At 74.3% G+C, this 25769-nt stretch carries 19 protein-coding genes and 2 pseudogenes; 15 read left to right on the plus strand and 6 right to left on the minus strand.

Annotated features, from left to right (window positions below; translation table 11 throughout):
- Positions 1 to 212: 212 nt before the first annotated feature.
- A complete protein-coding gene (locus B9S58_RS31010) occupies positions 213 to 2657 on the minus strand; it encodes a GTPase-associated protein 1-related protein (RefSeq protein WP_103535254.1) in 2445 nt (814 codons plus the stop codon).
- 166 nt (positions 2658 to 2823) lie between these two features.
- Here B9S58_RS31010 and B9S58_RS31015 point away from each other — a divergent pair.
- From B9S58_RS31015 to B9S58_RS31045, 7 genes and pseudogenes are all read left to right on the plus strand, one after another.
- Positions 2824 to 3655, plus strand: a pseudogene (locus tag B9S58_RS31015) (alpha/beta fold hydrolase).
- Positions 3656 to 3841: 186 nt separating this feature from the next.
- Positions 3842 to 4606 carry a hypothetical protein gene (locus B9S58_RS31020; RefSeq protein ID WP_103535268.1) on the plus strand — a complete coding sequence of 255 codons (765 nt, stop codon included), beginning with the start codon at positions 3842 to 3844 and terminating at the stop codon, positions 4604 to 4606.
- A gap of 9 nt (positions 4607 to 4615) precedes the next feature.
- The gene (locus tag B9S58_RS31025) at positions 4616 to 6799 is read left to right on the plus strand and encodes a bifunctional serine/threonine-protein kinase/ABC transporter substrate-binding protein (protein ID WP_103535255.1); all 2184 of its coding nucleotides are present in this window, start codon (positions 4616 to 4618) and stop codon (positions 6797 to 6799) included.
- Between the two features lies 1 nt (position 6800).
- The gene (locus tag B9S58_RS31030; protein WP_103535256.1) at positions 6801 to 9194 is read left to right on the plus strand and encodes an ABC transporter substrate-binding protein; all 2394 of its coding nucleotides are present in this window, start codon (positions 6801 to 6803) and stop codon (positions 9192 to 9194) included.
- A 308-nt stretch (positions 9195 to 9502) separates the two neighbouring features.
- Positions 9503 to 10531, plus strand: a complete 1029-nt coding sequence (gene tdh / locus B9S58_RS31035) for an L-threonine 3-dehydrogenase (protein WP_103535257.1) — start codon at positions 9503 to 9505, stop codon at positions 10529 to 10531.
- 38 nt (positions 10532 to 10569) lie between these two features.
- Positions 10570 to 11763, plus strand: coding sequence for a glycine C-acetyltransferase (locus B9S58_RS31040; RefSeq protein WP_103535258.1), 1194 nt, complete (start codon positions 10570 to 10572; stop codon positions 11761 to 11763).
- A 49-nt stretch (positions 11764 to 11812) separates the two neighbouring features.
- On the plus strand, positions 11813 to 12736 hold the full coding sequence (locus B9S58_RS31045; RefSeq protein WP_103535259.1) for a LysR family transcriptional regulator: 924 nt from the start codon (positions 11813 to 11815) through the stop codon (positions 12734 to 12736).
- Positions 12737 to 12896: 160 nt separating this feature from the next.
- On the opposite strand, the gene B9S58_RS31050 is transcribed toward B9S58_RS31045, so the two are convergent.
- Complete coding sequence (locus B9S58_RS31050) at positions 12897 to 13160, minus strand: FtsX-like permease family protein (RefSeq protein WP_258045148.1); 264 nt, start codon at positions 13158 to 13160, stop codon at positions 12897 to 12899.
- Between B9S58_RS31050 and B9S58_RS31055 the strand changes: the two genes are divergently transcribed.
- Positions 13081 to 13641, plus strand: a complete 561-nt coding sequence (locus B9S58_RS31055; protein ID WP_374935723.1) for a DNA-binding response regulator — start codon at positions 13081 to 13083, stop codon at positions 13639 to 13641. The genes B9S58_RS31050 and B9S58_RS31055 overlap by 80 nt on opposite strands.
- A gap of 22 nt (positions 13642 to 13663) precedes the next feature.
- Here B9S58_RS31055 and B9S58_RS31060 read toward each other — a convergent pair whose 3' ends face one another.
- Positions 13664 to 14056, minus strand: a complete 393-nt coding sequence (locus tag B9S58_RS31060) for a VOC family protein (protein ID WP_103535260.1) — start codon at positions 14054 to 14056, stop codon at positions 13664 to 13666.
- 85 nt (positions 14057 to 14141) lie between these two features.
- On the opposite strand from B9S58_RS31060, the gene B9S58_RS31065 reads away from it, so the two are divergent.
- Both B9S58_RS31065 and B9S58_RS31070 read left to right on the plus strand, forming a co-directional pair.
- A complete protein-coding gene (locus B9S58_RS31065; RefSeq protein ID WP_181009517.1) occupies positions 14142 to 14783 on the plus strand; it encodes a nucleoside/nucleotide kinase family protein in 642 nt (213 codons plus the stop codon).
- 257 nt (positions 14784 to 15040) lie between these two features.
- Positions 15041 to 16198 carry an aminopeptidase P family protein gene (locus B9S58_RS31070; RefSeq protein WP_103535269.1) on the plus strand — a complete coding sequence of 386 codons (1158 nt, stop codon included), beginning with the start codon at positions 15041 to 15043 and terminating at the stop codon, positions 16196 to 16198.
- A 46-nt stretch (positions 16199 to 16244) separates the two neighbouring features.
- Here the strand turns inward: B9S58_RS31070 and treZ are convergent, their stop codons facing one another.
- Positions 16245 to 18005 (minus strand): malto-oligosyltrehalose trehalohydrolase, encoded by a 1761-nt coding sequence (gene treZ, locus B9S58_RS31075; protein ID WP_103535262.1) that lies wholly within the window; start codon positions 18003 to 18005, stop codon positions 16245 to 16247.
- Positions 18006 to 18219: 214 nt separating this feature from the next.
- Here treZ and B9S58_RS31080 point away from each other — a divergent pair, with 214 nt between their 5' ends.
- Together B9S58_RS31080 and B9S58_RS31085 are read left to right on the plus strand one after the other, a co-directional pair.
- Positions 18220 to 19614: a GH1 family beta-glucosidase gene (locus B9S58_RS31080; protein ID WP_103535263.1), complete on the plus strand. Its 1395-nt coding sequence runs from the start codon at positions 18220 to 18222 to the stop codon at positions 19612 to 19614.
- A gap of 15 nt (positions 19615 to 19629) precedes the next feature.
- The gene (locus tag B9S58_RS31085) at positions 19630 to 20760 is read left to right on the plus strand and encodes an alpha-L-fucosidase (protein ID WP_103535264.1); all 1131 of its coding nucleotides are present in this window, start codon (positions 19630 to 19632) and stop codon (positions 20758 to 20760) included.
- Here B9S58_RS31085 and B9S58_RS31090 read toward each other — a convergent pair.
- Positions 20732 to 21643, minus strand: a complete 912-nt coding sequence (locus tag B9S58_RS31090) for a GNAT family N-acetyltransferase (protein WP_103535265.1) — start codon at positions 21641 to 21643, stop codon at positions 20732 to 20734. The genes B9S58_RS31085 and B9S58_RS31090 overlap by 29 nt on opposite strands.
- A 399-nt stretch (positions 21644 to 22042) precedes the next feature.
- On the opposite strand from B9S58_RS31090, the gene B9S58_RS31095 reads away from it, so the two are divergent.
- On the plus strand, positions 22043 to 22663 hold the full coding sequence (locus B9S58_RS31095; protein ID WP_103535266.1) for a DUF1707 and FHA domain-containing protein: 621 nt from the start codon (positions 22043 to 22045) through the stop codon (positions 22661 to 22663).
- A gap of 32 nt (positions 22664 to 22695) precedes the next feature.
- Here the strand turns inward: B9S58_RS31095 and lpdA are convergent, their stop codons facing one another.
- The gene (gene lpdA / locus B9S58_RS31100) at positions 22696 to 24135 is read right to left on the minus strand and encodes a dihydrolipoyl dehydrogenase (RefSeq protein ID WP_103535267.1); all 1440 of its coding nucleotides are present in this window, start codon (positions 24133 to 24135) and stop codon (positions 22696 to 22698) included.
- A gap of 111 nt (positions 24136 to 24246) precedes the next feature.
- Here lpdA and B9S58_RS31105 point away from each other — a divergent pair, with 111 nt between their 5' ends.
- Both B9S58_RS31105 and B9S58_RS31110 read left to right on the plus strand, forming a co-directional pair.
- A complete protein-coding gene (locus tag B9S58_RS31105) occupies positions 24247 to 25209 on the plus strand; it encodes a LysR family transcriptional regulator (protein ID WP_258045149.1) in 963 nt (320 codons plus the stop codon).
- Between the two features lie 46 nt (positions 25210 to 25255).
- Positions 25256 to 25769, plus strand: a pseudogene (locus B9S58_RS31110) (cytochrome P450); the annotation flags it as partial.

Consider the following 25769-nt stretch of genomic DNA (forward strand, 5'->3'; position numbering starts at 1 on the left):
TGGGGCGTCAATTCCGGCGGGAACATCTACCGTTACACCGGCGACCAGCCCAGCTGACCTCGCCTTCTCACGCGGCGGGGCCCGGCGGCAGTGCTGTCGAGGCTCCGTCGCGCTGTTGGACCTCGCGGGCGAGCGTCCCGCCGAGAGTCTGCTGGGACAGCGGTGGCTCGCGGACCTGTGGACCCGAGTTCCTCGTCGTGCCGGCGTGAGGGTCAGCCCCGCCGCACCCGCCCCGCGATCCGGCGGCCCAGCCGCCCCAGGGCGCTGACACGGTTCCAGTCCCGGAAGGCGTCGGCCCGGCCGCTGCTGCCCGTGCGTCCCACCATCGCCTCGACCTCCGCGACGGCCTCGCCCGACATGCCGCGTACGGCGGGGCGAAGAACGTCGTCGAGGAGGGCGGCGGCCACCGGCGGCCAGGCGCGGCCCGCGTGCGGGTGGGCCGTCCAGACGGTGAAGCAGTCCGCCGCGTAGGCGGGCTGGGTGCGCAGCCGGGTCCGCACCGACGGGGTGCGGGCCGCACGGTCGTACGCGGCGATCATCTCGGCGTCCTCGCCGTGGACGAAGTCGTACAGCTCGGCCCCCGGGCGGTCGGGGGCGAGCAGCCGTTCCACCAGGGCCGCGTGGGCTCGCTCCCGGAGCGCGGGTCCGACCGGCTCCGCCTGCGCGCACAGTGTGCGTACCCGCTCCGACCAGCCGGGCTCGGGCGCTCCTGTGCGCAGTTCGCGGACGAGGTCCAGCAGGAGGAGCCCGGCCCGCTTGCGGCCGCCGATCTCCTCCGGGAAGCCGCGCAGGAGGTCGTGGGCGAGCCCGGCCGCCTCGTCCGTACCGGCGGCGGACGTGCTGAGCGCCGCGTCCACCAGCCGTGCCCAGGTGCCGGCCACGCGGTGCGAGTCCGAGGTGGCCGCCTCCAGGAGCAGCCGGGCCTCCTCGACCGTCGGGGCCCGGTCCTCCCAGACCAGACCCACCGCCGTACGCAGGACCAGTGGCTCGGCGAAGGGGGAGAGGCCGGCCGCGCGCAGCACCCGCTGCCACACCGCCGCCCGGTCGCCGCCCAGCGTCAGCATCGCCCCCGGCGCCTCGGCGCACATCCGCAGATGCGGCAGCGCCTGCGTGCCCGTGAACGGCAGCGTGACCCGCTCCAGGAACCTGGCCACCGCCCCGGGGTCCTGCGGCGCGATCCGGTCCAGGGCGCCGAGCAGCGCCGTCCGCACCTCGAACTGTTCGTCCAGCAGCTCCAGCAGGGCCGGTGCGAAGCCCGGGCCGCCTTCGCGCGCCGCCGTCGCCTCCGTCAGCAGGGCGGGCGCCAGGCGGTCCACCACCCCCGGCAGCGACTCCGTGCCGTCCACGCCCAGCAACCGGGCCACCCGCAGAAGCTGTACGGTCCGCGCCACCGAACGGGACCCGGTCGTGTCGCCCAGCTCGGTCAGGATCTCCGGTCCGAGCCGCTCGGCGACCGCCGCCCCCTCCGGACCCGCGAACGCGTCTCGGCGCGGCAGTTCCAGCGAGCCGTTGCCGCCCCGTACCGCCTCCGTGACCAGCATCGCCGCGAGCGGGGCGGTCACCGATGCCGGGCAGCGGCCCTCCAGCGCACCGAACAGCCTTCCCGCGGCGTCGAACTCGGGTGCCGTACGGTCGTCGATGCCGGGGGAGGCGAGGGCCTCGACCAGCCGGCCCGTGCGCTTGGCGTCCAGCGCGTAGGGCCGTTCGGCGGCCCACCCGGCCGCCGCCGCACGACCGTCCGGCCCGAGCGCGATCCCCGCGCACAGGGCCGTCACCGCCAACGGGCCCGCGGCGAACGGCTCGCCGGGCAGTTCGCGGGACTCCCGGAACAGCTCCTGCGACCGGCTCCGCCAGACCCGGGCCGCAGTCGTCGCCCACACGTCTTCCGTACCGTCCACCGGGGCCTGCCTCGCACACGCGTGCACCCGCAGGCCCGCGGCCCGGGCCGCCGCCGCGTCCTCGGGCAGCACCCCCACCACCCGCGCCGCCGAACTCTCCGGCCGCCGGGTGTACGTGGTGAACGTCAGCCGCTCCGCGCTCTCCCTCGGCAAGGTGACCGACGCGAGCCCCAGCCACCGGGCCACGTCCGCGCACTGCCGCTCCACCAGCACCACCGGCCGCCCGCTGACCGCCTCCGCGTCGCTCGCCCGGCGCAGATCCGCCAGCACAGCCGCGAGCCAGGGGCCGCGCGAGACGGCGAAGTCGTCGAGCCCCTCGGAGACCACCGCCGGGCCCGGCGGCCGCGTCAGCGGGTCCGGTATCGCCCCGCCGGGCGTCACCGACACCCAGAGCGGCGAGCGCCACGCCTCGACCGGCAGCCGGTCGCCCGGCAGCGGAACCCCCGGCGGCAGGTGCACCGCGTGCGCGTGGAACCGGACGCCCGACCCCGCGCCGCCGCCCGTGTCCCGTACCGGGGCGGATCGAGCGACCAGTCGGCTGCCGTCGGACAGCACCGCGTACCCGAACGACTGTGGCAGCGAACGCAGTTCGTCGTCCGAAGGACGGTCGGGGACGCCTCCGGGAAGCTCGTAGCGCACCAGGTGTTCGATCTCCGCCAGCAGAGCCCCCGACACCCCGGGGCCGACCGCCGTGAACCGGCCCGCCGTTCCCTCGTCCCTTGGCGCGGCGGAGGTGTAGTGCACCTGTGCAAGGCTCAACTGTCGGCTCTCTTCGTCCTGCCGCGCCCGATCCCCGTGCCCACCCCGTACGGCTGGGGTCGGGGGAGAAGTCCGCAGCCGCGGAGGCGACGTTATCAAGGACCGGGACGCAATCCCTACGCTGCGTCAGGTGCTGCCCCGAGGGCCGCTGCACTACGTCGACCACATGGGCGACGTCAGGCGTTCCGCGGGCGTGATCGACTACCACGACACCGGTGGCGACGGGCCCGTGACGGTCCTCCTGCACGGCGTGGCCATGGACGGCTCGCTGTGGGACGACGTCGTCACCGGGCTCGGGGGACAGGGTGTGGTGCATCGTTCCGGCCCTGCCGCTCGGCGGACACCGCAGGCCCATGGACGCCGGGGCCGACCTGTCCGTCCTCGGGGTCGCCCGGCTGGTCGCGGAGTTCCTGGAAGCCCTCCAACTGGAGGACGTGACCCTGGTGATGAACGACTGGGGCGGCGCCCAGGCGCTGGTGGCCGACGGGCGGGCCGACCGGATCGGCCGGCTGGTGCTCACGTCCTGCGAGGCGTTCGACAACTATCCGCCGGGGCTGCCCGGCCGGAACCTCGTCGCCTTCGCCAGGCTGCCCGGAGGGATCGGGTTCGCCTTCTCCCTGCTCCGGCTGAGGCCCGCACGGCGGCTGCCCATGACCTGGGGGTGGATGAGTAAGCGGCCCGTCCCGCACGCCACGATGGACCGGTGGTTCCGGCCGCTGCTGACCTCCCCGGCGATCCGGCGCGACCTGCGCGCCTACGTGCTCGGCGTACCGGAGAAGGCCGAACTCCTGCGGTGGGCCGAGGAGCTGCGCACCTTCGACCGGGTGATCTGGGCGACCGAGGGCCGTGTGATGCCGCTCGACCACGGGCGACGTCTCGCCGAACTTCTCCCGCAGGGACGGTTGGTGGAGGTCGCCGACAGCTGCACACTGATCCCTCGGGACCGGCCCGACGCCCTCGTCGAGCACATCGGTGCCTTCCCGGCGAACACCGCCTGAGGACCCGGGCCGGGCCCCCGGTGGACGGTGCCGTCCATGTCCCGACGAGGTAACAGTCCCCCTACGGCACCCGCCGGCCACGTCGGGTGAACCTATGATCGATGCGGCGTCGAAGAGGAACGGGGAATCGCTGTGACCTGCCACGTGCCGTTAGGAGGGGCCCGGTACGCGCTGCCGTTGACCCTGGTGACCGTGCTGCTCGCCGGCTGCTCCGGCGCGGCGGACGACCCGGGGAAGGTGGAGAAGCGCGACGCCTCGGCGAGCGCGAGCCCCGGCGGCGGTACGGGCGCCGGGCCGTCGCCCGAGGGCTCCCTCGTACCCGACCCCGCCCGACTCCCGAAGACCCGGGCGGAGGCACGCGACCTCATCGACCGCGTCATCGCCGGCCCCGACAGCTTCGGCCCCGGAGTGGTGAAGCGGAGCCCGTACGAGAGCGACCCGGCCACCTGGCCCGTGCTCGGCGAGGACTGCGTCTGGCAGCAGCAGAAGCCCGCCCACAGCGTCCTGGCCACCCTCACCCGGTCGTTCGAGGCGCCCGCCGAGGTGGGCAAGGGGCCGGTGCGCCTCGGCGCCGTCGTCACCGTGCACCGCACCCGCGAGGACGCGGCCTGGGAGATGGCGGAGTCGATCGAGGAGTCCATGCGCTGCCCCACCCAGCAGTTGCGCGAGGGCGAGACGATCGGATCCATCCTCGCCGGGGCGCTCCTCGGCGGGGAGAGTGCCCAGAACACCTCCGAGGACTTCCTCGTCGAGGTGGGGGACTACCAGAGCTCCGAGCTGGGCGGGCCGCACCGCTACTCCTGGCAGCAGGCGCAGATGCTCCAGTTCACCGTCGCCGTGACCGGCAAGGGCGCGGAGGGCCGCACCGAGGACGAGATCGACACATTGGTCAACGAGGCGCAGGGCGCCATGCTGTCCCGGCTCGAGAACGCCGTCGAGAAGCAGAACTGAGGCCCGGCGATGGATGATCTGCGACCCACCGACCCCGCCCGCATCGGCGGACACCGGCTCCTGGGACGCCTCGGAGCGGGCGGCATGGGTGTCGTCTACCTCGGGCGCACCGACGCCGGAGCACTCGCCGCGATCAAGGTGATACTGCCCGAACTCGCGGGGGACGAGGATTTCCGGACCCGCTTCCGGCGTGAGACCGAGGCCGCCCGCCGGGTCGACAGCCCCTGGGCCGTGCCCGTCACCGGCGCCGACACCGAGGCTGAACGCCCTTGGCTCGCCACGGAGTTCGTCCCCGGGCCGACGCTGTCCGACGTCGTCGCCCGGCGCGGGCCACTGCCCGTGCGCAGCGTCGCGGTCCTCGGCCGGCTGCTCTCCCGCGCTCTGGCCGCCGTGCACGCCGCGGGGCTCGTCCACCGCGACGTCAAACCGGGCAACGTCCTGCTGACGGCCGACGGACCCCGGCTGATCGACTTCGGGATCGCCCGTGCCGCCGACGCCACCGCCCTGACCGCCACCGGACTCGTCGTCGGCACCCCCGGCTTCCTCCCGCCCGAGCAGGCGTCCGGGAACACCGCCGGGCCCGCCGGGGACGTCTTCTCGCTCGGCTGCCTCCTCGCGTACGCGGCCACCGGCCGGCCGCCGTTCGGCAGCGGAGCGGTCGACGCCCTTCTCTACCGCACCGTCCACGACGCGCCCGACCTCGACGGCATCGAGGAGCCGGGGCTGCGCGCACTGCTGGAACGCTGCCTCGCCAAGGACCCCGCCGCCCGCCCGGAGGCCGCCGACCTCGACGGGCTGATCACCGAGGACGAGCCGGCCGGGGCTAGGGCCGACTGGCTGCCCGAGGACGTCGTCCTGATCATCGCGGACCGGTCCGCCGCCGTGCTCGCCCTGCCCGACATCGACGTCACCGTCACCGAGGGGCCCGGCCCGCCGGAACCCGCCCCCGGCAGACGGAGGTTCCTGCTGTTCGCGGCGGGCGGCGCGGTCGCCCTCGGTGCGAGCGCCGTCGCCGCCGTACGGATCGGCGGCGACGGGTCCGACGGCAGCGGATCGGACGGCGCCCCCGGCGGCCGCCGCTGGATCATCGGCGTGCACGCCGACCTGACGGGACCTCAAAGCGCGGCCGGGCGCGCTCAGGAGCGGGGTGTCCGGCTCGCCGTCGACCGCTTCAACTCCGTGGACGGCCAGCCCTTCAGGCTCGCGGTGAAGGTCCTCGACGACGCGGGGGACACCGCCCGCTCCGCCCGCGTCGCCGAGGAGTTCGCCCGCGACCCGGAGATCGCCGCGGTCATCGGTCCCACGGGCGACGCCACGACCGGGGCGGCGCTGTCCACGTACGACGAGGCCGTGCTGCCGGTCCTGACGGTGTCGGCCCTCCAGATCGCCTTTCCGGAACGGGCCAACGGCTCCTTCTTCCAGGCCGGCCCCTCCTATGCCGATCTTTCGATCCCCATCGTCCACCGCCTCCTGCTGCGCCCCGACGTCGAGCGGCTGGGCGTCCTGATCGACCGGGCCGGCGGGCAGGCGGCCTACCAGGCGGGCTACGCGACGAACCTGATGACGCCGAACCTCACCACCGGCACCACCCACCCCCGCGTGGTGCCCGCCGGGACGAGCGTCTTCGACCCGGTCATCGACGACCTCCTCTCCCACCGCAGCGACGCCCTCTTCTACGCCGGTGACGCGGCCGGTGCCGCCCGGGTCGCCCGCGTCATGGCCGGCCTCTCCTTCGCCGGACCGTGCATGGCCCAGCACACCGTCATGGGACAGGAGTTCCTGGAGCAGGCGGGCGCGGCGGCCGACGGCTGGGAGTTCATCGCACCGTTCACCGACGCGAGCACCCCGGCGGCCGCGTCGTTCGCCGCCGCCCACCGCAAACGCTTCGACGCCGCGCCCGCCGCCTGGGCGGCCGAGGCGTACGACGTGGCGGGGCTCGTCGCCCGGGAACTGGCCGCCCTGACCGACGCCGCCGCCAAGAAGGCGACGGCGAGCGCCTCGCCCTCCGGGACCGGCCGCCCCACCCGCTCCGAACTCACCGCCGCGATCGCCGCCTCCCGGTACGAAGGCGTCTCGCGCACCTACACGTTCGACAAGGAGCGGCAGCAACTCGTCGGCCAGGACGCCCACATGTACCAGGTGAAGGACGGACGTATCCGCTACCTCGGCGCGGCTCCGAAGCCGAAGAGCTGACGTGCGGCCCCTCATCACCGAGGACCCCCGCGCCGTCGGCCCGTACCGTACGCTCGCCCGGCTCGGCGCCGGTGGCATGGGGGTGGTCTACCTGGGGCGTTCGGCGGGCGGGGCGCTCGCCGCCGTCAAGGTGATCCGCGCCGAGCACGCCGCCGACCCGGGCTTCCGCGCCCGCTTCCGGCGCGAGGCCGAGGCCGCCGCCCGGATCACCGGCCCGTGGGTGGTTCCGGTGCTAGGAGCGGACACCGAGGCCCGTGAGCCGTGGCTGGCGACCGCGTTCGTCCCCGGGCCCTCGCTGGCCGAGGTGGTCGGAGCGGGGGGAGCGCTGCCGCCCGCCACCGTGCGGGCACTCGGGAGCCGGCTCGCCGCCGCGCTCGCCTCGGTGCACGGGAACGGGCTGATCCACCGTGACGTGAAGCCGGGCAACGTGCTCCTCGCCCTCGACGGCCCCCGCCTCATCGACTTCGGGATCGCCCGCCACGGGGGCGCCACCGCACTCACCGCCACCGACGTGGTGATCGGCACGCCCGGATACCTCGCCCCCGAGCAGGCGTCGGCCGGGCCGGTGGGGCCGGCGTGCGACGTGTTCTCGCTCGGCTGCGTCCTGGTGTACTCGGCGACGGGCCGGCGGCCGTTCGGCGAGGGCGGCGCGGCAGGAGTCCTGTTCCGCACGGTCCACGAGGAGCCGGACCTGACGGGTGTGCCGCCCGAACTGCTGCCCCTGATCGCGGCCTGCCTGAGCAAGGACCCGGACGCCCGGCCGCCGGCGAGCCGGATCGGCGATGACCTGGAGGCGGCGGCCGGGGGAGGGAGCCGCGGCCGGCCGGGGAGGGGTCCGTGCCCGGCCCGCCTCCAGCCTCCGGACCCCCGTGCGGCCTGGGCTCCCCGGACGGCTCGGGACGGGGCTTCGGGGCCGGTCGGGGGCGGGGTTTCCGGGGGTGCTCGGGACGGGGCTTCGGGGCCGGCCGGGGACGGGGTTTCCGGGGCGGCTCCGGACGGGGCTGCCGAGGCCGCCCCGGACGGGACTCCGACCGCGGAGCCGGACACCGCTCCGCCTCCGGGGTCCTGGTTCGCGCCACCCGGGCTCTCCGCGCTGATCGCCGAACGTTCCGCGGCCGCCCTCGCGCTGCCGGACCCCGAGCCGCTGCCCGCCACCCTCGTCCCGGACGAGGACGAGGGAACGTCGTCGGCGGGCCTCACGCGGCGGAGGCTCCTGACCGCCGGTGCCGCCGGTGCCGTCCTGGTCACCGGCGGCTTCACCGCGGCGTGGCTCGCCGGGCGGCGGTCCGCCGGGACCGGTGGCTCCGCGTCGGGCTCCGGCGAACCGCCCACGTACACGATCGGGCTCCACGCCGACCTCAGCGGGCCCGGACGCGCCGCCGGGTTGGCGCACCAGCGCGGGGTACGGCTCGCGGTCGCCGATCATAACGCCCGTACCGACACGACGTTCCGCCTCGCCCTGCGGACCGAGGACGACGCCGGGGACCCGCGCCGGGCATTGCGGGCGGCCGACCGGCTGGGTGCCGACCCCGACGTCATCGCCGCGGTCGGGCCGACCGGCGACGTGCTGGCCGCGGACGTCGTCCAGCGGTACGGCGAGGTGCGGCTCGCCCTGGTCGTCGTCGCGGCAGGCTCCACCACGGCATCCGAAACGCCCGCCCACCTCTGCGTGACCCGCCCGTTCGACCGCATGCTCACCCCGGGCCTCATCGGCTACGTCGTCCAGAGCCGTCCCGCCGAGCGCGTCCTCGTCGTCCAGGACAGGGACGGCACCGGCCTCGGCGGCGAGCTGGGCAGCGCGTTCCGCGACACCCCGCCGGCCGACGCCACACTCATCGAACACGCTCTCCCCCGGGGCGACGCCGGCTTCGGCGCGGCCGCCCGCAAGGCCATGACCAGCAGGGCGGACGCCGTGGTGCTCGCGAGCGGTGACGCGTCCCGGGCCGCCCGCCTGGCCACCGCGCTGGCGGACGAGGGCTTCACCGGCACCCGGGTGGCCGCAGGACCCGCCCTGGGGCCCGCCTTCCTCGACGGGGCGGGCAAGGCCGCCGATGGCTGGGTCTTCGCCGAGGCGTACGCCGACCCTGTCGCCCTCCCGTCCGCCAGGACGTTCACCGCCGCCCACCGCAAGCGCTTCGGCGCACCCCCGGCCACCTGGGCCGCCGAGGCGTACGACGCGGTCGGTCTGATCGCCCGCGCCGCCGGGACCACCAGCGCCCCGGGGGAGATCCGCGGCGGCATGGCCCGGCGACTCCTCCGTACCGAGCACCGGGGAATCGTGCGCCAGCTCGCCTTCCGTTCCGCGATCCGCCAGGTGCGCTACGAGAACGGGATCTTCCTCTACCGGATCGAGAAGGGCCGCCCCCGCTTCCTGGGCCCGTTCCGCGAGGTGTGAGCTCTCCCCGGGAGAGCGCGGACGGCAGCGGTGCGTGAAGCCACGGCCAGGCGTGAAGATCTCCTGCGACCGCGCTTAAGAAATCCTCGATGGACCCGGGCCCCGTCGTACGGCAGATTTCTCCGTGACGGCCGAGGATGGCGCGTGGAGCCGTACGACGTGCAGCCGCACGATGTGCTCCGTCCCGTCCCGCCGCGCCCCCGCCACGGGGGCGGTCCCCCGAGAACCACCCCGGGCCGCAGGGTTCTTCCGACATGCCCCCAGGCCCGGGGTATCCACCCGCGTACCGACGTCAGGGAGCCACAGCCGTGAAGGCACTCGTCAAGCAGAAGGCCGAACCCGGACTGTGGCTGATGGACGTGCCGGAGCCGGAGTACGGCCCCACCGACGTCCTGATCAAGGTTCTGCGCACCGGCATCTGCGGCACCGACCTGCACATCCGCGCCTATGACGGCTGGGCCCAGCAGGCGGTCACCACACCGCTGATCCTCGGCCACGAGTTCGCCGGCGAGGTCGCCGCGACCGGCTCCGACGTCGCGGACATCGCGGTCGGCGACCTGGTCAGCGGCGAGGGCCACCTCGTCTGCGGCAAGTGCCGCAACTGTCTCGCCGGCCGCCGCCACCTCTGCCGCTCCACCGTCGGCCTCGGCGTCGGCCGGGACGGGGCGTTCGCCGAGTACGTGGTCCTGCCCGCCTCCAACGTGTGGGTGCACCGGGCCCCCGTCGACCTCGACATCGCGGCGGTCTTCGACCCGTTCGGCAACGCCGTGCACACCGCGCTGTCCTTCCCGCTCGTCGGCGAGGACGTCCTGATCACCGGCGCCGGACCGATCGGCATCATGGCCGCTGCCGTCGCCCGGCACGCCGGCGCCCGCAACGTCGTCATCACCGACGTCAGCGAGGCCCGCCTCGCCCTCGCCCGCAAGGTCGGCGTCAGCCTTGCCCTGAACGTCGCGGACCGGACCATCGCGGACGGACAGCGGGAGCTCGGCCTGCGCGAGGGCTTCGACATCGGCCTGGAGATGTCCGGCCGCCCCGAGGCGATGCGCGACATGGTCGCGAACATGACGCACGGCGGCCGGATCGCGATGCTCGGCCTGCCCGCCGAGGAGTTCGCCGTCGACTGGTCCCGCATCGTCACCTCGATGATCACCATCAAGGGGATCTACGGCCGCGAGATGTACGAGACCTGGTACGCCATGTCCGTCCTGCTGGAGGGCGGCCTCGACCTCGACCCCGTGATCACCGGCCGGTACGGCTTCCGCGACTTCGAGGCGGCCTTCGACGACGCCGCGAGCGGCCTCGGCGGCAAGGTCATCCTCGACTGGACCGTCTGACCTTCCGACCGCATCCCTTCATCCGTAAGGAATCCCGCATGTTCGACTCCGTACGCGACGATCTGCGCACCACCCTCGACGAGATCCGCGCCGCCGGACTGCACAAGCCCGAGCGCGTGATCGGCACCCCGCAGTCCGCGACCGTGGCCGTCACCTCCGGCGGCCGCGCCGGCGAGGTCCTCAACTTCTGCGCCAACAACTACCTGGGCCTCGCCGACCACCCCGAGGTCGTCGCCGCCGCCCACGAGGCGCTGGACCGCTGGGGCTACGGGCTCGCCTCGGTACGCTTCATCTGCGGCACCCAGGAGGTCCACAAGGAGCTGGAGCAGCGGCTCTCGGCCTTCCTCGGCCAGGAGGACACGATCCTCTACTCCTCCTGCTTCGACGCCAACGGCGGAGTCTTCGAGACGCTGCTCGGCCCCGAGGACGCGGTCATCTCCGACGCCCTCAACCACGCCTCCATCATCGACGGCATCCGGCTCTCCAAGGCAAAGCGCCACCGTTACGCCAACCGCGACATGGCCGAGCTGGAGACGCAGCTCAAGGAGGCGTCCGGGGCCCGCCGCCGGCTGATCGTCACCGACGGCGTCTTCTCCATGGACGGCTACGTCGCCCCGCTCCAGGAGATCTGCGACCTGGCCGACCGCTACGACGCCATGGTCATGGTCGACGACTCGCACGCCGTCGGCTTCGTCGGCCCCGGCGGACGCGGCACGCCCGAACTGCACGGCGTCATGGACCGGGTCGACATCATCACCGGCACGCTCGGCAAGGCGCTCGGCGGAGCCTCCGGCGGCTACGTCGCGGCCCGCGCCGAGATCGTCGCCCTGCTGCGCCAGCGCTCGCGCCCGTACCTCTTCTCCAACTCCCTCGCCCCGGTCATCGCCGCCGCGTCCCTCAAGGTCATCGACCTGCTGGAGTCCGCCGGAGACCTGCGCGAGCAGCTCAACGCCAACACCGCGCTCTTCCGCACCCGGATGACCGAGGAGGGCTTCGACATCCTGCCCGGCGACCACGCCATCGCCCCCGTCATGATCGGCGACGCGGGCAAGGCCGGCCGGATGGCGGAACTGCTCCTGGAACGCGGGGTGTACGTGATCGGCTTCTCCTACCCGGTCGTCCCGCAGGACGCGGCCCGCATCCGGGTCCAGCTCTCCGCCGCGCACTCCACGGCCGATGTGAACCGCGCCGTGGACGCCTTCGTCGACGCGCGGGCGGCCCTGGAGGCGTAGCGCCGGTCACCAGGTCGGTGGGACCTCCGCCACCTGGGACAATGGGTACATGATCGATGCGCGGCGGCTGCGAATCCTCCGTGCGGTGGCCGACCACCGCACCGTGACCGCGGCCGCCGCCGCGTTGTACCTGACACCGTCCGCCGTGTCCCAGCAGCTCGCCGCCCTGGAGCAGGAGACCGGCCACCGCCTCGTCGAACGCGGGGCGCGCGGCGCCCGGCTCACCGCCGCCGGGGAGATCCTGCTCAGCCACACCAACCTGGTCCTGGCCCAGCTGGAGCGGGCCGAGGCGGAGCTCGCGGACTACAGCGCGGGCGTCGCCGGTACGGTCACGGTCGCCGCGTTCGCCACCGGCATCGGCCTCGTCCTCGCCCCCGCCCTCACCGAGCTGGCCCGCACCGCACCCGGCATCCGGGTCAAGGTCCAGGACGCGGAGGGCGACGCGAGCGTGCCGATGGTGCTGGACCGCCAGGTCGATGTGGCGGTGGCCGTCGAATACCGGGGCGCGCCCGCCGAGGACGACCGCCGACTGACCCGCGTGCCCCTCTACTCGGAGCCGTTCGACGCGGTGCTCCCGGTGCACCACCGCCTCGCGGACCAGGATCAGGTCGCGGTCGCCGACCTCGCGAAGGACCCGTGGATCGGGCCCTACCCGGGCAACCCCTGCCATGACGTGGTGGTCCTGGCCTGCGAGTTCGCCGGGTTCGCCCCCCGCCTCGAACACTCCTCGGACGACTTCCGTGCCGTGGTCGCCCTGGCCGGGGCCGACGCCGGAGTGGCCCTGGTGCCCCGGTCCGCGCTGCGCGGGATGGAGCTGACCGGGGTGGTCGTCCGCCCGGTCGAGGGCAGCGCCCCCACCCGCCGGGTCTTCGCGGCCGTACGGCAGGGGGCCGAGGACCATCCGCTGATCCGGCCGGTGCTGGACGCGATGGAGGCGGTGGCCGTACGGGAAGCGGGTCTGGCCCGGACCTGACCTCGCCGCCCCCTGCTCGGACGGTCCGGGTGCCCACCGGGTACAGATTTTCTCGGCGAGAATTCATGTGCTGCGGCCGAACGCCCGAACCCGCGGCCCGACCGTCCGGAAGGGGCGTGCCGGGCGGTCCGGACCCGCCCCGTACGCCCCCTTCCGCCCCTCACCCCGCCCGGCGTCCCAGGACGAAGCGTCCGCCGGCCGCGCCCGGGACCAGGGTTCCCGCCGCCGCGGCGAGCGCCACCGCCCCCGCGATCACCCCGTAGTGCACCGGCGGGAGATACGGGGCCGTGCCCGCCACCGAGACGGCGAACGCGGTCAGCGGGACCGCGGCCACCGCCGTGCCGATCACCAGCCCGGCGACCGTCACCATGCCGGTCTCCAGCACCAGCATCCGCCGCAGCTGCCGACGGCCCGTGCCTACCATCGACGAGGGCCTGCGGGCAGCGCTCGCCGCCCGCGCCGAGCTGTCCGACCTGCCGATCCTGGTCCTCTCGCAGTACGTCGAGGAGACGTACGCCGCCGAGCTGCTCGCGCAGGGCGCCCGGGGCATCGGCTATCTGCTCAAGGACCGGGTGGGCCGGGTCGAGCAGTTCCTGGAGGCCCTGGACCGGGTGGCGGCGGGCGGCACCGCGCTCGACCCGGAAGTCGTCTCCCAGCTCCTCACCCGCAAGTCCTCGGCGGGCCCGCTCCAGAGCCTCACCGCCCGTGAGCGCGAGGTCCTGGAACACATGGCGCAGGGCAAGGCGAACGCCACCATCGCCGCCGAACTCACCGTCTCCGAAAGGGCGGTGAGCAAGCACATCGGCTCGATCCTCGCCAAGCTCGGCCTGGAGCCGGACGACGGCACCGTCCACCGCCGCGTCCTCGCGGTGCTCGCCTGCCTGGAGGGCCGGGGCGGGTACTGAGCGGGGCAGGGGGCGGAGGGGATCAGGCGGCCGGTTGCAGCAGGTCCCAGCGGTTGCCGTACAGGTCCTCGAAGACCGCGACCGAGCCGTACGGCTCGTGCCGGGGCTCCTCCAGGAACCGCACCCCGGCCGCGCGCATCCGCTCGTGGTCGGCCGCGAAGTCCTCGGTGTGCAGGAAGAAGCCGACCCGGCCGCCCGTCTGCGCCCCGACGGCCGCGGCCTGCGTCCCGTCCTTCGCGCGGGCCAGCAGCAGCCCCGCGCCGGGAGCAGCCCCGCGCGGGCGCACCACCACCCAGCGGGTGCCGTCGCCCCGGTCGGTGTCCTCCACCAGCTCGAAGGCGAGCGCGTCGCGGTAGTACGCGAGCGCCTCGTCGTAGTCGCGGACGACCAGGGTGACCAGGGCGATGTGGGACATGGCGGGGGCCTTCCACGAGTGCTGCACGAGTGAGGTTATACGTAACACTAACGCTTTCGGGTCCGGCCCCCGCACAATGCCCCGCATGGACATCGTGGACGGCATGACCACCGGCGGCCGGGCCGCGCTGACGGACCGGGCCCGCGCGCTCGCGGACACCGGACGGCGACGGATCCTCGGGATCGTGGGCCCGCCCGGAGCCGGGAAGTCCACTCTGGCGGACCGGCTGGTCGACGCCCTGGACGGACGCGCCGCCCTCGTGCCGATGGACGGCTTCCACCTTGCCGCCGCCGAGCTGGACCGGCTCGGCCGCGCCGACCGCAAGGGAGCCCCCGACACCTTCGACGCCGCCGGGTACGCGGCCCTGCTGCGGCGGCTGCGCGACCCGGACCCGGCGCACACGGTCTACGCGCCGGCCTTCGACCGGTCCCTGGAGGAGCCGGTCGCCGGTGCGCTGCCCGTACCGCCGGACGTCCCGCTCGTCGTCACCGAGGGGAACTACCTGCTGCTCGACGACGGGCCCTGGGCGCCGGTGCGCGGGCTGCTGGACGAGGTGTGGTTCCTGGACCTGGACCGGGAGGTCCGGGTCCGCCGACTCATAGACCGCCATGTGCGCCACGGCAGGCCCCGGTCCCGTGCCCAGGAGTGGGTGGCCCGGTCCGACGAGGCGAACGCACGGCTGGTGGAGCGGGGCCGGGACCGGGCGGACCTGATCGTGCGGCTCTGATCCGCCGGGCGTTCCCGAAGCCCGACGCCCGAAGCCCGACGTGCGACGCCTGACGTGCGGCGGGGAGGCCGCTGACGTGCGCCGTGAGGTCTGACGTGCGGCGGGGAGGCCGCTGACGTGCGCCGTGAGGTCCGACGTGCGGCGGGGAGATCGGTCATGTGTGCCGCGAGTTCGGACACGTGGCCGGAAGCCGGTCGCGTGCGGCCCGCCGGACGGGCAGGATGCTGTGTGCCGTGTCGCACCGCCAGGAGGCCCTGATGTCCAGCCCGAGCCCGTCCGCCCAGCAGCCCGCCCAGCACTCCGTTCCCCCGCCCTTCACCGCCGACGACTACCGGGCCCGGATGGCACGGGCCGCCGAGTCCGCCGCCGAGGCCGGACTCGCCGGGGTGATCGTCGCGCCGGGCCCCGACCTCGTCCACCTCACCGGCTACCGCCCCGTGAGCACCGAACGCCTCACGCTCCTCGTGCTCCGGGCAGGACAGGACCCGGTCCTGGTGGTCCCGACCCTGGAGGCCCCCGACGCGGCCGCCGCCACCGGGGCACCCGCCCTCACCCTGCGGGACTGGACCGACGGCAAGGACCCGTACGCGGTGACCGCCCCGCTGCTGGACGGCCGGGGCCGCTTCGGCGTCAGCGACAACGCCTGGGCGATGCATCTGCTCGGCCTCCAGCGGGAGCTGCCCGGCACCTCCTACACCGCGCTCACCGAGGCGCTCCCGATGCTCCGCGCGGTGAAGGACGCGGCCGAACTGGAGCGGCTCGCCGCCGCCGGGGCCGCCGCCGACGCCACGTACGAGGAGATCCTCAAGGTGCGCTTCTCCGGCCGCCGGGAGGTCGACGTGGCCACCGATCTGGCTGCCCTGCTCCGCGAGTTCGGGCACTCCCAGGTCGACTTCACCGTCGTCGGGTCCGGCCCGAACGGGGCCAACCCGCACCACGAGGCCGGCGAACGCGCCATCGAGCGCGGCGACATGGTCGTCCTCGACTTCGGCGGCCTGAAGCACGGCTACGGTTCCGACACCTCCCGTACGGTCCACGTCGGCGAGCCCACCGCCGAGGAGCAGCGGGTCCACGACATCGTCCGCGAGGCCCAGCAGGCGGGCTGCGCCGCCGTCCGGCCCGGCGTCGCCTGCCAGGAGATCGACCGGGCCGCCCGCGCGGTGATCACCGAATTCGGCTACGGCGACCGGTTCATCCACCGCACCGGCCACGGCATCGGCGTCACCACCCACGAGCCGCCCTACATGATCGAGGGCGAGGAGCAGCCGCTCGTCCCCGGCATGTGCTTCTCCGTGGAGCCGGGCATCTACCTCCCGGGCCGTTTCGGCGTCCGGATCGAGGACATCGTGGCCGTCACCGAGGACGGCGGCCGGCGGCTCAACACCACCGCCCGCGAACTGGCCGTCGTGGAGTAGCGGGGCCCCGGGCACCGCGTCCGGCCCCGGCACCGCCCGGCACGGCTCAGTCGTCGGCGAGCACCACACACGACTCCGGCGGCAGATGCAGCACCCCGTCCGCCCCCGGCGCCTCCGCCGGCTCCCAGGCCGCCAGCACCCGTCCGCCGGCGCGCCGGTGCCGGCCGGAGCCCAGCGGGACGGCGGCCGGCTTGTCCGCCAGGTTCACCGCGATCCGCAGATCGCCCCTGCGGTACGCCAGCCAGCGCGCGTCCTCGTCGAACGCGGTCTTCACCGAGGCCAGGTCGGGATCGTGCAGATCGGGCAGCGTACGCCGCAGCGCGATCAGTTCGCGGTACCAGGCGAGCAGCCGGGCGTGCGGTTCGCGCTCCGGCTCGGCCCAGTCGAGGCACGAGCGGTCCCGGGTCGCGGGGTCCTGCGGGTCGGGGATCTCCTCCTCGTCCCAGCCGTGCGCCCCGAACTCCCGCCGCCTGCCGTCGCGTACGGCCTCGGCCAGCTCCGGGTCCGTGTGGTCGGTGAAGAATTGCCACGGAGTGCGCGCCCCCCACTCCTCGCCCATGAACAGCATCGGGGTGAAGGGGCCGGTCAGCACGAGGGTGGCGGCGCACGCCTGGAGGCCGGGGGAGAGGGAGGAGGCCAGTCGGTCGCCGAGCGCCCGGTTGCCGATCTGGTCGTGCGTCTGCGCGTACCCGACGAAGCGGTGGGCGGGGGTGCGGGACACGTCGACCGGGCGGCCGTGGGTGCGGCCCCGGAAGCTGGAGTACGTCCCGTTGTGGAAGAACGCCGACGTCACCGTCTTGGCGAGGGCGGCGAGCGGAGCGCGGGCGAAGTCGGCGTAGTAGCCCTGGGACTCACCGGTGAGCGCGGTGTGCAGGGCGTGGTGGAAGTCGTCGTTCCACTGGGCGTGCAGCCCGAGGCCGCCCGCCGGACGCGGGGTGGTGGTGCGCGGGTCGCACAGGTCGGACTCGGCGATCAGCCCGAGCGGCCGGCCCACCTCGACGGCCAGCGCGTCGACCGCCGCCGACAGCTCCTCCAGGAAGGTGAGCGCCCGGGTGTCGGCCAGCGCGTGCACGGCGTCGAGCCGCAGCCCATCGAGCCGGTAGTCGCGCAGCCAGGCCAGGGAGCTGCCCAGCAGGAACGCCCGCACCTCGTCGGAGCCCGGCGCGTCCAGATTGACGGCCGCGCCCCACGGGGTGTGGTGGGTGTCGGTGAAGTACGGGCCGAAGGCGGGCAGCTGGTTGCCGGACGGGCCCAGGTGGTTGTGGACGACGTCCAGGACCACCCCGAGCCCCAGTCCGTGCGCCGTGTCGACGAAGCGCTTCAGCCCCTCGGGCCCGCCGTACGGCTCGTGCACCGCCCAGAGCGAGACGCCCTCGTACCCCCAGCCGTTGACGCCCGGGAACGGGCAGACCGGCATCAGCGACACATGGGTGACGCCCAGCTCCGCCAGATGGCCCAGCCGTGCCGCCGCCGCGTCGAACGTGCCCTCCGGCGTGTACGTCCCCACGTGCAGCTCGTACAGCACCGCGCGGTTCAGCCGCCGCCCCGCCCACTCGTTGCGCCAGGCGTACGCCTCCTGGTCGACGACCGCGCTCGGGCCGTCGGGTCCCTCCGGCTGACGCCGTGAACGGGGGTCCGGCAGCAGGGGGCCTTCGTCCAGCCGGAACCCGTACCGGTCCCCGTCCGAGGCCGCCGCCTCGGCCGTCCACCACCCCTCGCGCCCCGTATCGCGCTCCATCGGGGACCGGACGTCCGCCGCCTCCAGCACGACCGAGTCCGCCTCGGGGGCCCACACCTCGAACTGCATTTGCCACTCCTCGTCCCTGGGCGGGGCGCGCGGCCGCCCGCGGGCGGGCTCCACGCTCCACGCGACAGGCTCTGTCGCCGCCCGTCACCGGCGATTAGGGTCTGGTCCTGATCATTGCCCGGCGAGGTTCCCGCTCATACGGATTTCGCTCACACGTACTGGTTCTGCTGACACGTACCGCTTCTGCTCCTACGTACGGCTTCTGGAGGCCGCGATGACCCTGCCGATGTTCCCGCCCGGCTTTCTCTGGGGAGCCTCCGCCTCCGCCTTCCAGACTGAGGGGGCGGTGGACGCGGACGGCAAGGGGCCCTCCGGCTGGGACGCCTTCGCCGCCTTGCCCGGCCGGATCAAGGACGGCACCGACACCACCCGGGGCACCGGCTTCCACGCCCGCTACCGCGAGGACGTCGCGCTGCTGGCCGGGCTCGGCGCCGACGCCTTCCGGTTCTCCGTCAGCTGGCCCCGCGTGGTGCCCGGCGGCAGCGGAGCCGTCAACGCCGACGGGCTCGACTTCTACGACCGGCTCGTCGACGAGCTCTGCGCCCACGGCATCACCCCCGCCCCGACCCTCTACCACTGGGACACCCCGCTCCCGCTGGAGGAAGCGGGCGGCTGGCTCGACCGGGACACCGCCCACCGGTTCGCGGAGTACGCGGGAATCGTCGCCGAACGCCTCGCCGACCGCGTCCCCATGTGGATCACGATCAACGAGCCCGCCGAGGTCACGATGCTCGGCTACGCGCTGGGCGAGCACGCCCCCGGCCGCACCCTGCTCTTCGACGCCCTGCCCGCCGCCCACCACCAACTCCTCGCCCACGGCCTCGCCGTCCGCGCCCTGCGGGCGGCGGGCGCGGACAACATCGGCGTCGCCCTCTCGCACGCCCCGGTCTGGACGGCCGGGGACACCGACGAGGACCGCCTCGGCGCGGAGCTGTACGACACGCTCACCAACTGGCTCTTCGCCGATCCGGTCCTCACCGGCCGCTACCCGGACGAGAACCTCGCCGCCCTGATGCCGGGACCGGTCGCCGACGACCTGAAGGTCATCTCCACCCCGCTCGACTGGTACGGCGTCAACTACTACAACCCGACCCTCGTCGGAGCGCCCCGCCCGGAGGCCCTGGACACCTTCTCCGGCTTCACGATGCCGGCCGAACTCCCCTTCGGGATACGGGAGATCGAAGGGTACGAGAAGACCGGCTTCGGCTGGCCCGTAGTCCCCGAGGGGCTGACCGAGATCGTCACCGCTCTGCACACCCGCTACGGCGACCGGCTCCCGCCGCTGTACATCACCGAGAACGGCTGTGCCCTGGAGGAACCGCACGCGGACGACCGCCGCATCGCCTACCTGGAGAGCCACCTCGGGGCCCTGCGCACGGCCATGGACGCCGGGGTGGACGTACGCGGCTACTTCACCTGGTCGCTCACCGACAACGTCGAGTGGACGGAGGGCGCCTCTCAGCGGTTCGGGCTGGTCCACATCGACTACGAGACGCTGGCCCGTACGCCGAAGCAGTCCTACGCCTGGTACCGGGACCTGATCCGCGCGCAGAAGACGCAGAAGCCGAATCCGGCGGTCGAAAGGGCTTACGCGACACCCACCGAGTGATCGATACTTCCCGCCATGGTCGCTTCATGGTGGTCCCGGGCCCAACTGGGGATCTTCGTTCACTGGACCCCCGCCTCCGTTCCCGGCTGGGCCCCGCCCTACGTTCCCGCCGCCGGGCTCCCGGCGGCGGGCCGGCGCGCGCCGCTGGGCTGGACCTCGTACGCGGAGTGGTACGAGAACGCGCTCCGCTTCCCCGGCTCCCCGGTCGCCGCCCACCACCGCGCCACCTACGGCACCCGCCCCTACACGGACTTCGGCCGCGACTTCGAGGACGGGCTCGCCACCTGGGACCCGGCAGCCTGGGCCCGCGCCTTCCGGGAGGCCGGTGCCGGATACGCGGTCCTGGTCACCAAGCACCACGACGGGTTCTGCCTCTGGCCCTCCGGGACCCGCAATCCGCACCGCGCCGGCTGGCACACCGCCCGGGACGTGGTGGGCGAGTTCGCCGAAGCCGTACGGGCCGAGGGCCTGCGCTTCGGCGTCTACTACTCCGGCGGGCTCGACTGGACCTTCGACGACCGGCCCATCGGCACCGCGGCCGACATGTTCTCCGCCGTCCCGCGCGGGAGCTACCCCGCCTACGCGGACGCGCAGCTGCGGGAGCTGATCCGCCGCTACCGGCCCGACATCCTCTGGAACGACATCGCCTGGCCCGCCTCCGCCGCCGAGATCCGCTCACTGGTCGACTTCTACCGCTTCGCCGTCCCGCACGGTGTCGTCAACGACAGACTGCTGCCCTACGCCCCGCTCTGGCGCGGTCTGAACCTGCCGGGAGCGAAGGCGCTGTACAACTGGTGGGACCGCCGGACGGTGGCGCAGGGCGAGGGCTTCGTCCCGCGCACACCGCCCGTCTTCGATTTCCGCACCCCGGAGTACGCCCGCTACGAGGGCTCCGACCCGTACGAGATCACCCGGGGCGTCGACCACAGCTTCGGCTACAACCGGGCCTCGGGGGCCGACGCCTTCATCGGCCGTGAGGCCCTCACCTCACTGGTCCGCGACACGGCGGCCGACGGCGGGAACGTCCTGCTCAACGTGGGGCCGCGCGGCGAGGACGCGACGATCCCCGCCGAGCAGCGGCTCCGCCTGGAGTGGCTGGCCGAGGAGGCCGGAGCGCTCACGCCAGATGGACCCATTCCTGGGTGATCGGGTACCCGGCGCGGGCGAACGCGGCGGCCATCGGCACGTTCCCGCAGTCCGTCGCGCCCGCGACGAACTCGGCGCCCTGCTCGACCAGGAAGCGGGTGCACTCCACCAGCAGGTCGTAGCCGTAGCCGTGCCCGCGCGCCTCGGGGACGACCCCGATGAAGCCGACGCACGGCCCGGACGGGTTGTGCGCGGGCACCTGGATGCCCGCCACCTCGCCGTCCGGCGTGTACGCGAGCCGCCACCACTCCCTCGGCGAGGGGCACCAGTGGAAGAAGTCCAACTCCTCCTGGGCCGCCGCCTCCAGCCCACCGGGACCTTCGATCGCCTTGCGGGCGTGCGCGTCCAGCGTGGCCGAGTGGACCCGGCGCAGGACGTCGAGGATCACCGCGTCGTCCGGCTCCGGACGGAACGTGAGCCGGCCCGTCCGCTCGGGCAGCGGGCAGCCGGGCGTCCACCGATAGCGGTAGCGCTCGACCAGCGGCTTCATGCCGGCCGCCGTCGCGGCGGCGACCCGCGCCTCGACGGCGGCCCGCACCGCCGGGTCGTCCCGCCACCCGGCGGGTGCGATCAGCTCGTACTCCTTGTCGAACGGGGCCCGGCGCAGGAGTTCGGCGCCCGCCGCCTCCTCCCCGTCCGCGAAGTCGAACCAGTTGAGCACGACGGGCTCGGTGTCGTCGGGCCCGCCCCACCAGGCGGCCCTAGCGATGACGGTGTTCTCGCGCAGGGCGACCCAGGACCAGTCGGGGCGGTACTCGCCGCCGTCGGCCGTCGAGGTGTACGCGTGGCCGAAGGCGGCCCGGCCGACGAAGGGGCAGTCCTGCAGCGTGGTGAAAAGTGCGGCGTCGCTCGGGGTGAGCGCGCGGATGACCAGATCGGTCATGAAGGTGTCCTCCGGGACGGAATGCCGCGCTCCCGGTCAGACGAGGTCCGACACCGCCCGGCGGACGGGGCGGGAGCGCGAGAGTGAGGTACTGCGGATGGTGGTGCGGATGATCCTGCGCACGTTTCCCGCCTCCTTCCGCAACCGGTGCCGATGTCGGTATCGACCGTATCCGTCCCCGCGCCCGCCGTCCACCGGATTCATCGGGGCAGGTTCAACGGGGCGGATCCCGGACCATGGTGAACGCCCGCTCGAAGTCGACGTACCCGAGACGCTCGGAGGACTTCGCCGGGGTGCCCTCGGCGAGGAGGCCGTCGCCGGGGAGCCGCGCAGGTCAGCGCGGGAGGAAACACGGCCTCATCTGGACACCCCGGGCCCCTCGGACCGACAATCGTCAACGTGACGTCCTCCTTCGAGTTCCACACGAGTCCCGCGCGGCTGTCGGACGCCCAGCGCGACCGTGTCCTCGGCGTGCTCAGAGACGGTGCGGCACAGGGCAAGCTGTCGCACGACACCTTCATGCGGCGTATGGAGCTCGCCCTCGTCGCCCGGCGCCCGGAGGAGCTGGCGGCCCTCACCTCCGACCTGGAAGCTGGCAGCGGCTGGTCGCAGGGGCTGGTCCGCGCGGTGGGCGGGATCTCCGCCTTCCCCGGGCGGCTGCGCCGCGCCTGGCAGACCGAGCGGCTCCCCAAGCTGCTGCTCCCCGCACCCGGCCCGTACCCGCTGCTCATCGGCCGTGACCCGGCCAACGGACTGCGCCTCAACCACGAGACGGTCTCCCGGCTGCACGCCGAACTCTCCGCGCAGAACGGCCGCTGGGTGCTGCGCGACCTCGCTTCCACCAACGGCACCTGCGTCAACGGCCAGCGGCTCGTCGGTTCGATCCCGGTGCGGGACGGGGACCAGGTGAGCTTCGGCCGGATGAGCTTCCGCCTCACCGCCCCGGCCCTCCGGCCGCCCGAGCTTCCGCCGCCCGCGCCCGGCCTTCCGCCGCACGGCCCCGGCCTTCCGCCCGCCTGAGCCCTGTTCGGTACCGCTCGTGCGGCCCACCCTCAGTGCTGCTGGTGCAGTCCTCGCCCGGCCAGCGTGAGGAACGCCTCGCCGACCGCCTCTGCGAGCGTCGGATGCGGGTGGATGTGGTGGGCGACATCGGCGGGCTCCGCGTCCCAGCCGACCACGAGCTGGCTCTCCGCAATCATCTCGGAGACGTGCGGGCCGACCAGATGCACGCCCAGCACCCGGCCCGCCCGCTCCGCGACCACCTTCACCAGCCCGCCCCTGCCGTGCACCATGCCCTTGGCGACGGCGGTCAGCGGCAGGGTGTTCACCACCACGTCGTGCCCCGCGTCCCGGGCCTGCGCCTCGGTCAGCCCCACCGCGGCCGTCTGCGGCGAGGAGTACGTGACCCGCGGGACGGTGGCGTAGTCGACCGGGGAGGTACGCAGCCCGGCCAGCGTCTCCGCGACCAACAGCCCCTCGGCGAACGAGGCGTGGGCCAGCCCCAGGGACGGGGGCGGCAGCAGGTCGCCCACCACGTGGATGCCCGGCACCGCCGTCTCCAGCCGTGACCAGTCGGCTGGCACCACATGACCGCGCCCGTCCGTGGCCAGCCCCGCCGCCGCGAGCCCCAGGCCATCGGTCACCGGCTCCCGGCCGACCGCGACCAGCAGCCGCTCGGCCGCCACCGTGACGCTCTCGCCCCGGGCGGTCCGCACGACGGCCCGCACCCCATCGGCCACCACCGTCCACTCCACCAGCCGCGCGCCCGCCTCCACGCGGATGCCCCGCTTCTTCAACCCCCGGACCAGATGCCGCGACGCCTCCGCGTCCTCCAGCGGCACCAGCCGGTCGGCGGCCTCCACCAGCGTGACCTCGGCCCCCATCGACCGGTGGAACGAGGCGTACTCGACGCCGATCGCCCCGCCGCCGACCACCAGCACGGACCCCGGCAGCCCCGGGGCGTACAGGGCGTCGTCGCTCGTCACCACCCGCCGCCCGTCCGCCGCGGGACCCGGCAGCATCCGGGGCCGCGAACCGGTCGCCAGCACCACGCCGCGCCGGGCCACGACCTCCCCGTACCCGCTGATCCGGGCCGAGCGCGGGCCGGTCAGTTCGGCGCTGCCGCGCACCACCTCCACCCCGGCCCGCGCCAGTTGCCCCTCGACCCCCCGGTGGTTGCGGGTCACGATGTCGTTCCGGGTCGCGACCAGGGAAGGCCAGTCCACCGAGTCGAGCGTCGCCTTCACCCCCCACCGCTCCCGGGCCTCGGCGATGCCGTCGACGAGTTCGGCCGCGTGCAGCATCGCCTTGCTCGGGATGCAGCCCCGGTGCAGACAGGTGCCGCCGACCAGATCCCGTTCGGCGAGCACCACCTCCAGCCCCAGCGCCGCTGCCCGCAACGCCGTGGAGTAGCCCCCCGTGCCACCACCGATCACCAGTACGTCCGTGCTGTCCGCCGTGTCCCGCGTGTGCTCCGTGCTCGTCCGCGTCATGGCTCAACCCTCCGCCCGCCCACCGCCATACGTCCAAGGCAGAATGCGTGTGGAGTCGATGCACAACGTTCATGGGAAGCGGTGCGTGAAGCCCTGCGGAAGGTACGGCGAATGAGCCTGCGTCAGATGGAGTACTTCGTCACGGTGGTCGAGGAGTCCTCCTTCACCCGAGCCGCCGAACGGCTGCACGTCACCCAGCCCGCCCTCTCCCACCAGATCAAGGCACTGGAACGCGCGGTCGGCGGCGAGCTGCTGGAACGGCTGCCGCGCGGCGTCCTGCTCACCCCGATGGGCCGGGCCTTCCTCCCGCACGCCGAACGTTCCGTCCGCAGCGCCGCCCAGGCCCGCCGCGCCGCCCGCGCCGCCGCCGGGGCGGAAGGCGGCGAACTGCACATCGCCACCGTGCACTCGGTGGCTGTCGGCATCCTCCCCGACGTCTTCGCGTACTGGCGGCGCGCCCACCCGGGCGTCTGTCTGGTCCTCCACGAGTACGCGAGCACCGACGCCCTGGAGGACCAGGTGGAACGCGGCATCGCCGACCTCGCCCTCGGGCCGGTCCCCGAGCGGTGGAGCGGGCCCCTCGTCCCGGTGGGAGAGGAGGAGATCGTGCTTGTCGTCCCGTTCGACGACCCGCTGGCCGGGCGCTCCTCGGTAGGCCTGCACGAGCTCGCCGACCGGGCCTGGGTCCGGTGCGCGATGGAACCGGTCGTCGACGGCCGCCCCTTCCTCGAAGGCGCCTGCGGCGCGGCGGGCTTCGAGCCCCGTACCGCGGTGTGTACCGAGCACACCTCGACCGCGATCCGGATGGCGGCGGCCGGGGTCGGCATCTCCACCGCCCCCGGCCACACCGTCCGCGGCGCTCTCGGCGAGGACTGCGCGGTCCTGAGCGTCGACCCGCCCTGGCTGCGCTCCCTCGCCGTCTTCTCCCGGGTCCCCCTGACCGGAGCGGCGGCGGCCTTCACCGAGCTGCTCGGCACCCTCCCGGACACCGGAATCCGCCCCCCGCACCCCACCGCACCCTCACCCGAACGGGCGTACGCCGACTGCGGTGCACCCCAGGCGGTGGTCCCCTGAGAGAACGCGCGCCGGCAGCCGGCGCACCGATTCCAGGGGGCGCGGGATGCCGGTCGACCGCCCCGAGGCCCTGCCCGCCGCCCGCCGCCCGCACCGGCTCGCGGGCGGGCAGCCGGGACTGCTGGCGCCGGGCGCCACGACGGATCCGTACCGGCTGCGCCTCTACCGCCTGCTGCGCACCGACTACCCCCTCGGTTACGACTCGGGCCTCGGCGCCTGGCTGCTGAGCCGGCACGCGGATGTGGCCCTGGCCCTCACCGACCCCCGGTTCACCGGTTACCCGCACGACGGGGCCCCGCGCGGCCGGGCCCCCGTCCCACTCGGCCTCTGCCGGGGCAGCCTGGTCTGTGTCCCGTCGGCCGTGCCGTACCGCACCGTCGAACCCGTGGTCGAACGGACCGCGTACGTCCTGGCCCGCCGGATAGCCGGGCGCGACCGGGCGGACCTGGTCGCCGACTTCTGCCGGTGGCTGCCCGCCGGCGCCGCCGCCGCGGCGGCCGGGCTCTCCTACCCGGACCTGAGCACCCTGCCCCGGCACGCCCTCCACCGGCGGGCCGGCG

The organism is Streptomyces sp. SM11 (assembly GCF_002910905.1).
Taxonomy (GTDB): Bacteria; Actinomycetota; Actinomycetes; order Streptomycetales; family Streptomycetaceae; genus Streptomyces.

Excerpts from the sequence above, each read along its gene's own strand:
- B9S58_RS31085 (WP_103535264.1), top strand. The coding sequence starts at position 19,630 with ATGGTCGCTTCATGGTGGTCCCGGGCCCAACTGGGGATCTTCGTTCAC.
- B9S58_RS31040 (WP_103535258.1), top strand. The coding sequence starts at position 10,570 with ATGTTCGACTCCGTACGCGACGATCTGCGCACCACCCTCGACGAGATC.
- B9S58_RS31065 (WP_181009517.1), top strand. The coding sequence starts at position 14,142 with ATGGACATCGTGGACGGCATGACCACCGGCGGCCGGGCCGCGCTGACG.
- B9S58_RS31090 (WP_103535265.1), bottom strand. The coding sequence starts at position 21,643 with ATGACCGATCTGGTCATCCGCGCGCTCACCCCGAGCGACGCCGCACTT.
- lpdA (WP_103535267.1), bottom strand. The coding sequence starts at position 24,135 with ATGACGCGGACGAGCACGGAGCACACGCGGGACACGGCGGACAGCACG.
- B9S58_RS31070 (WP_103535269.1), top strand. The coding sequence starts at position 15,041 with ATGTCCAGCCCGAGCCCGTCCGCCCAGCAGCCCGCCCAGCACTCCGTT.
- treZ (WP_103535262.1), bottom strand. The coding sequence starts at position 18,005 with ATGCAGTTCGAGGTGTGGGCCCCCGAGGCGGACTCGGTCGTGCTGGAG.
- B9S58_RS31025 (WP_103535255.1), top strand. The coding sequence starts at position 4,616 with ATGGATGATCTGCGACCCACCGACCCCGCCCGCATCGGCGGACACCGG.
- B9S58_RS31105 (WP_258045149.1), top strand. The coding sequence starts at position 24,247 with ATGAGCCTGCGTCAGATGGAGTACTTCGTCACGGTGGTCGAGGAGTCC.
- B9S58_RS31080 (WP_103535263.1), top strand. The coding sequence starts at position 18,220 with ATGACCCTGCCGATGTTCCCGCCCGGCTTTCTCTGGGGAGCCTCCGCC.
- B9S58_RS31060 (WP_103535260.1), bottom strand. The coding sequence starts at position 14,056 with ATGTCCCACATCGCCCTGGTCACCCTGGTCGTCCGCGACTACGACGAG.
- B9S58_RS31050 (WP_258045148.1), bottom strand. The coding sequence starts at position 13,160 with ATGGTAGGCACGGGCCGTCGGCAGCTGCGGCGGATGCTGGTGCTGGAG.
- B9S58_RS31045 (WP_103535259.1), top strand. The coding sequence starts at position 11,813 with ATGATCGATGCGCGGCGGCTGCGAATCCTCCGTGCGGTGGCCGACCAC.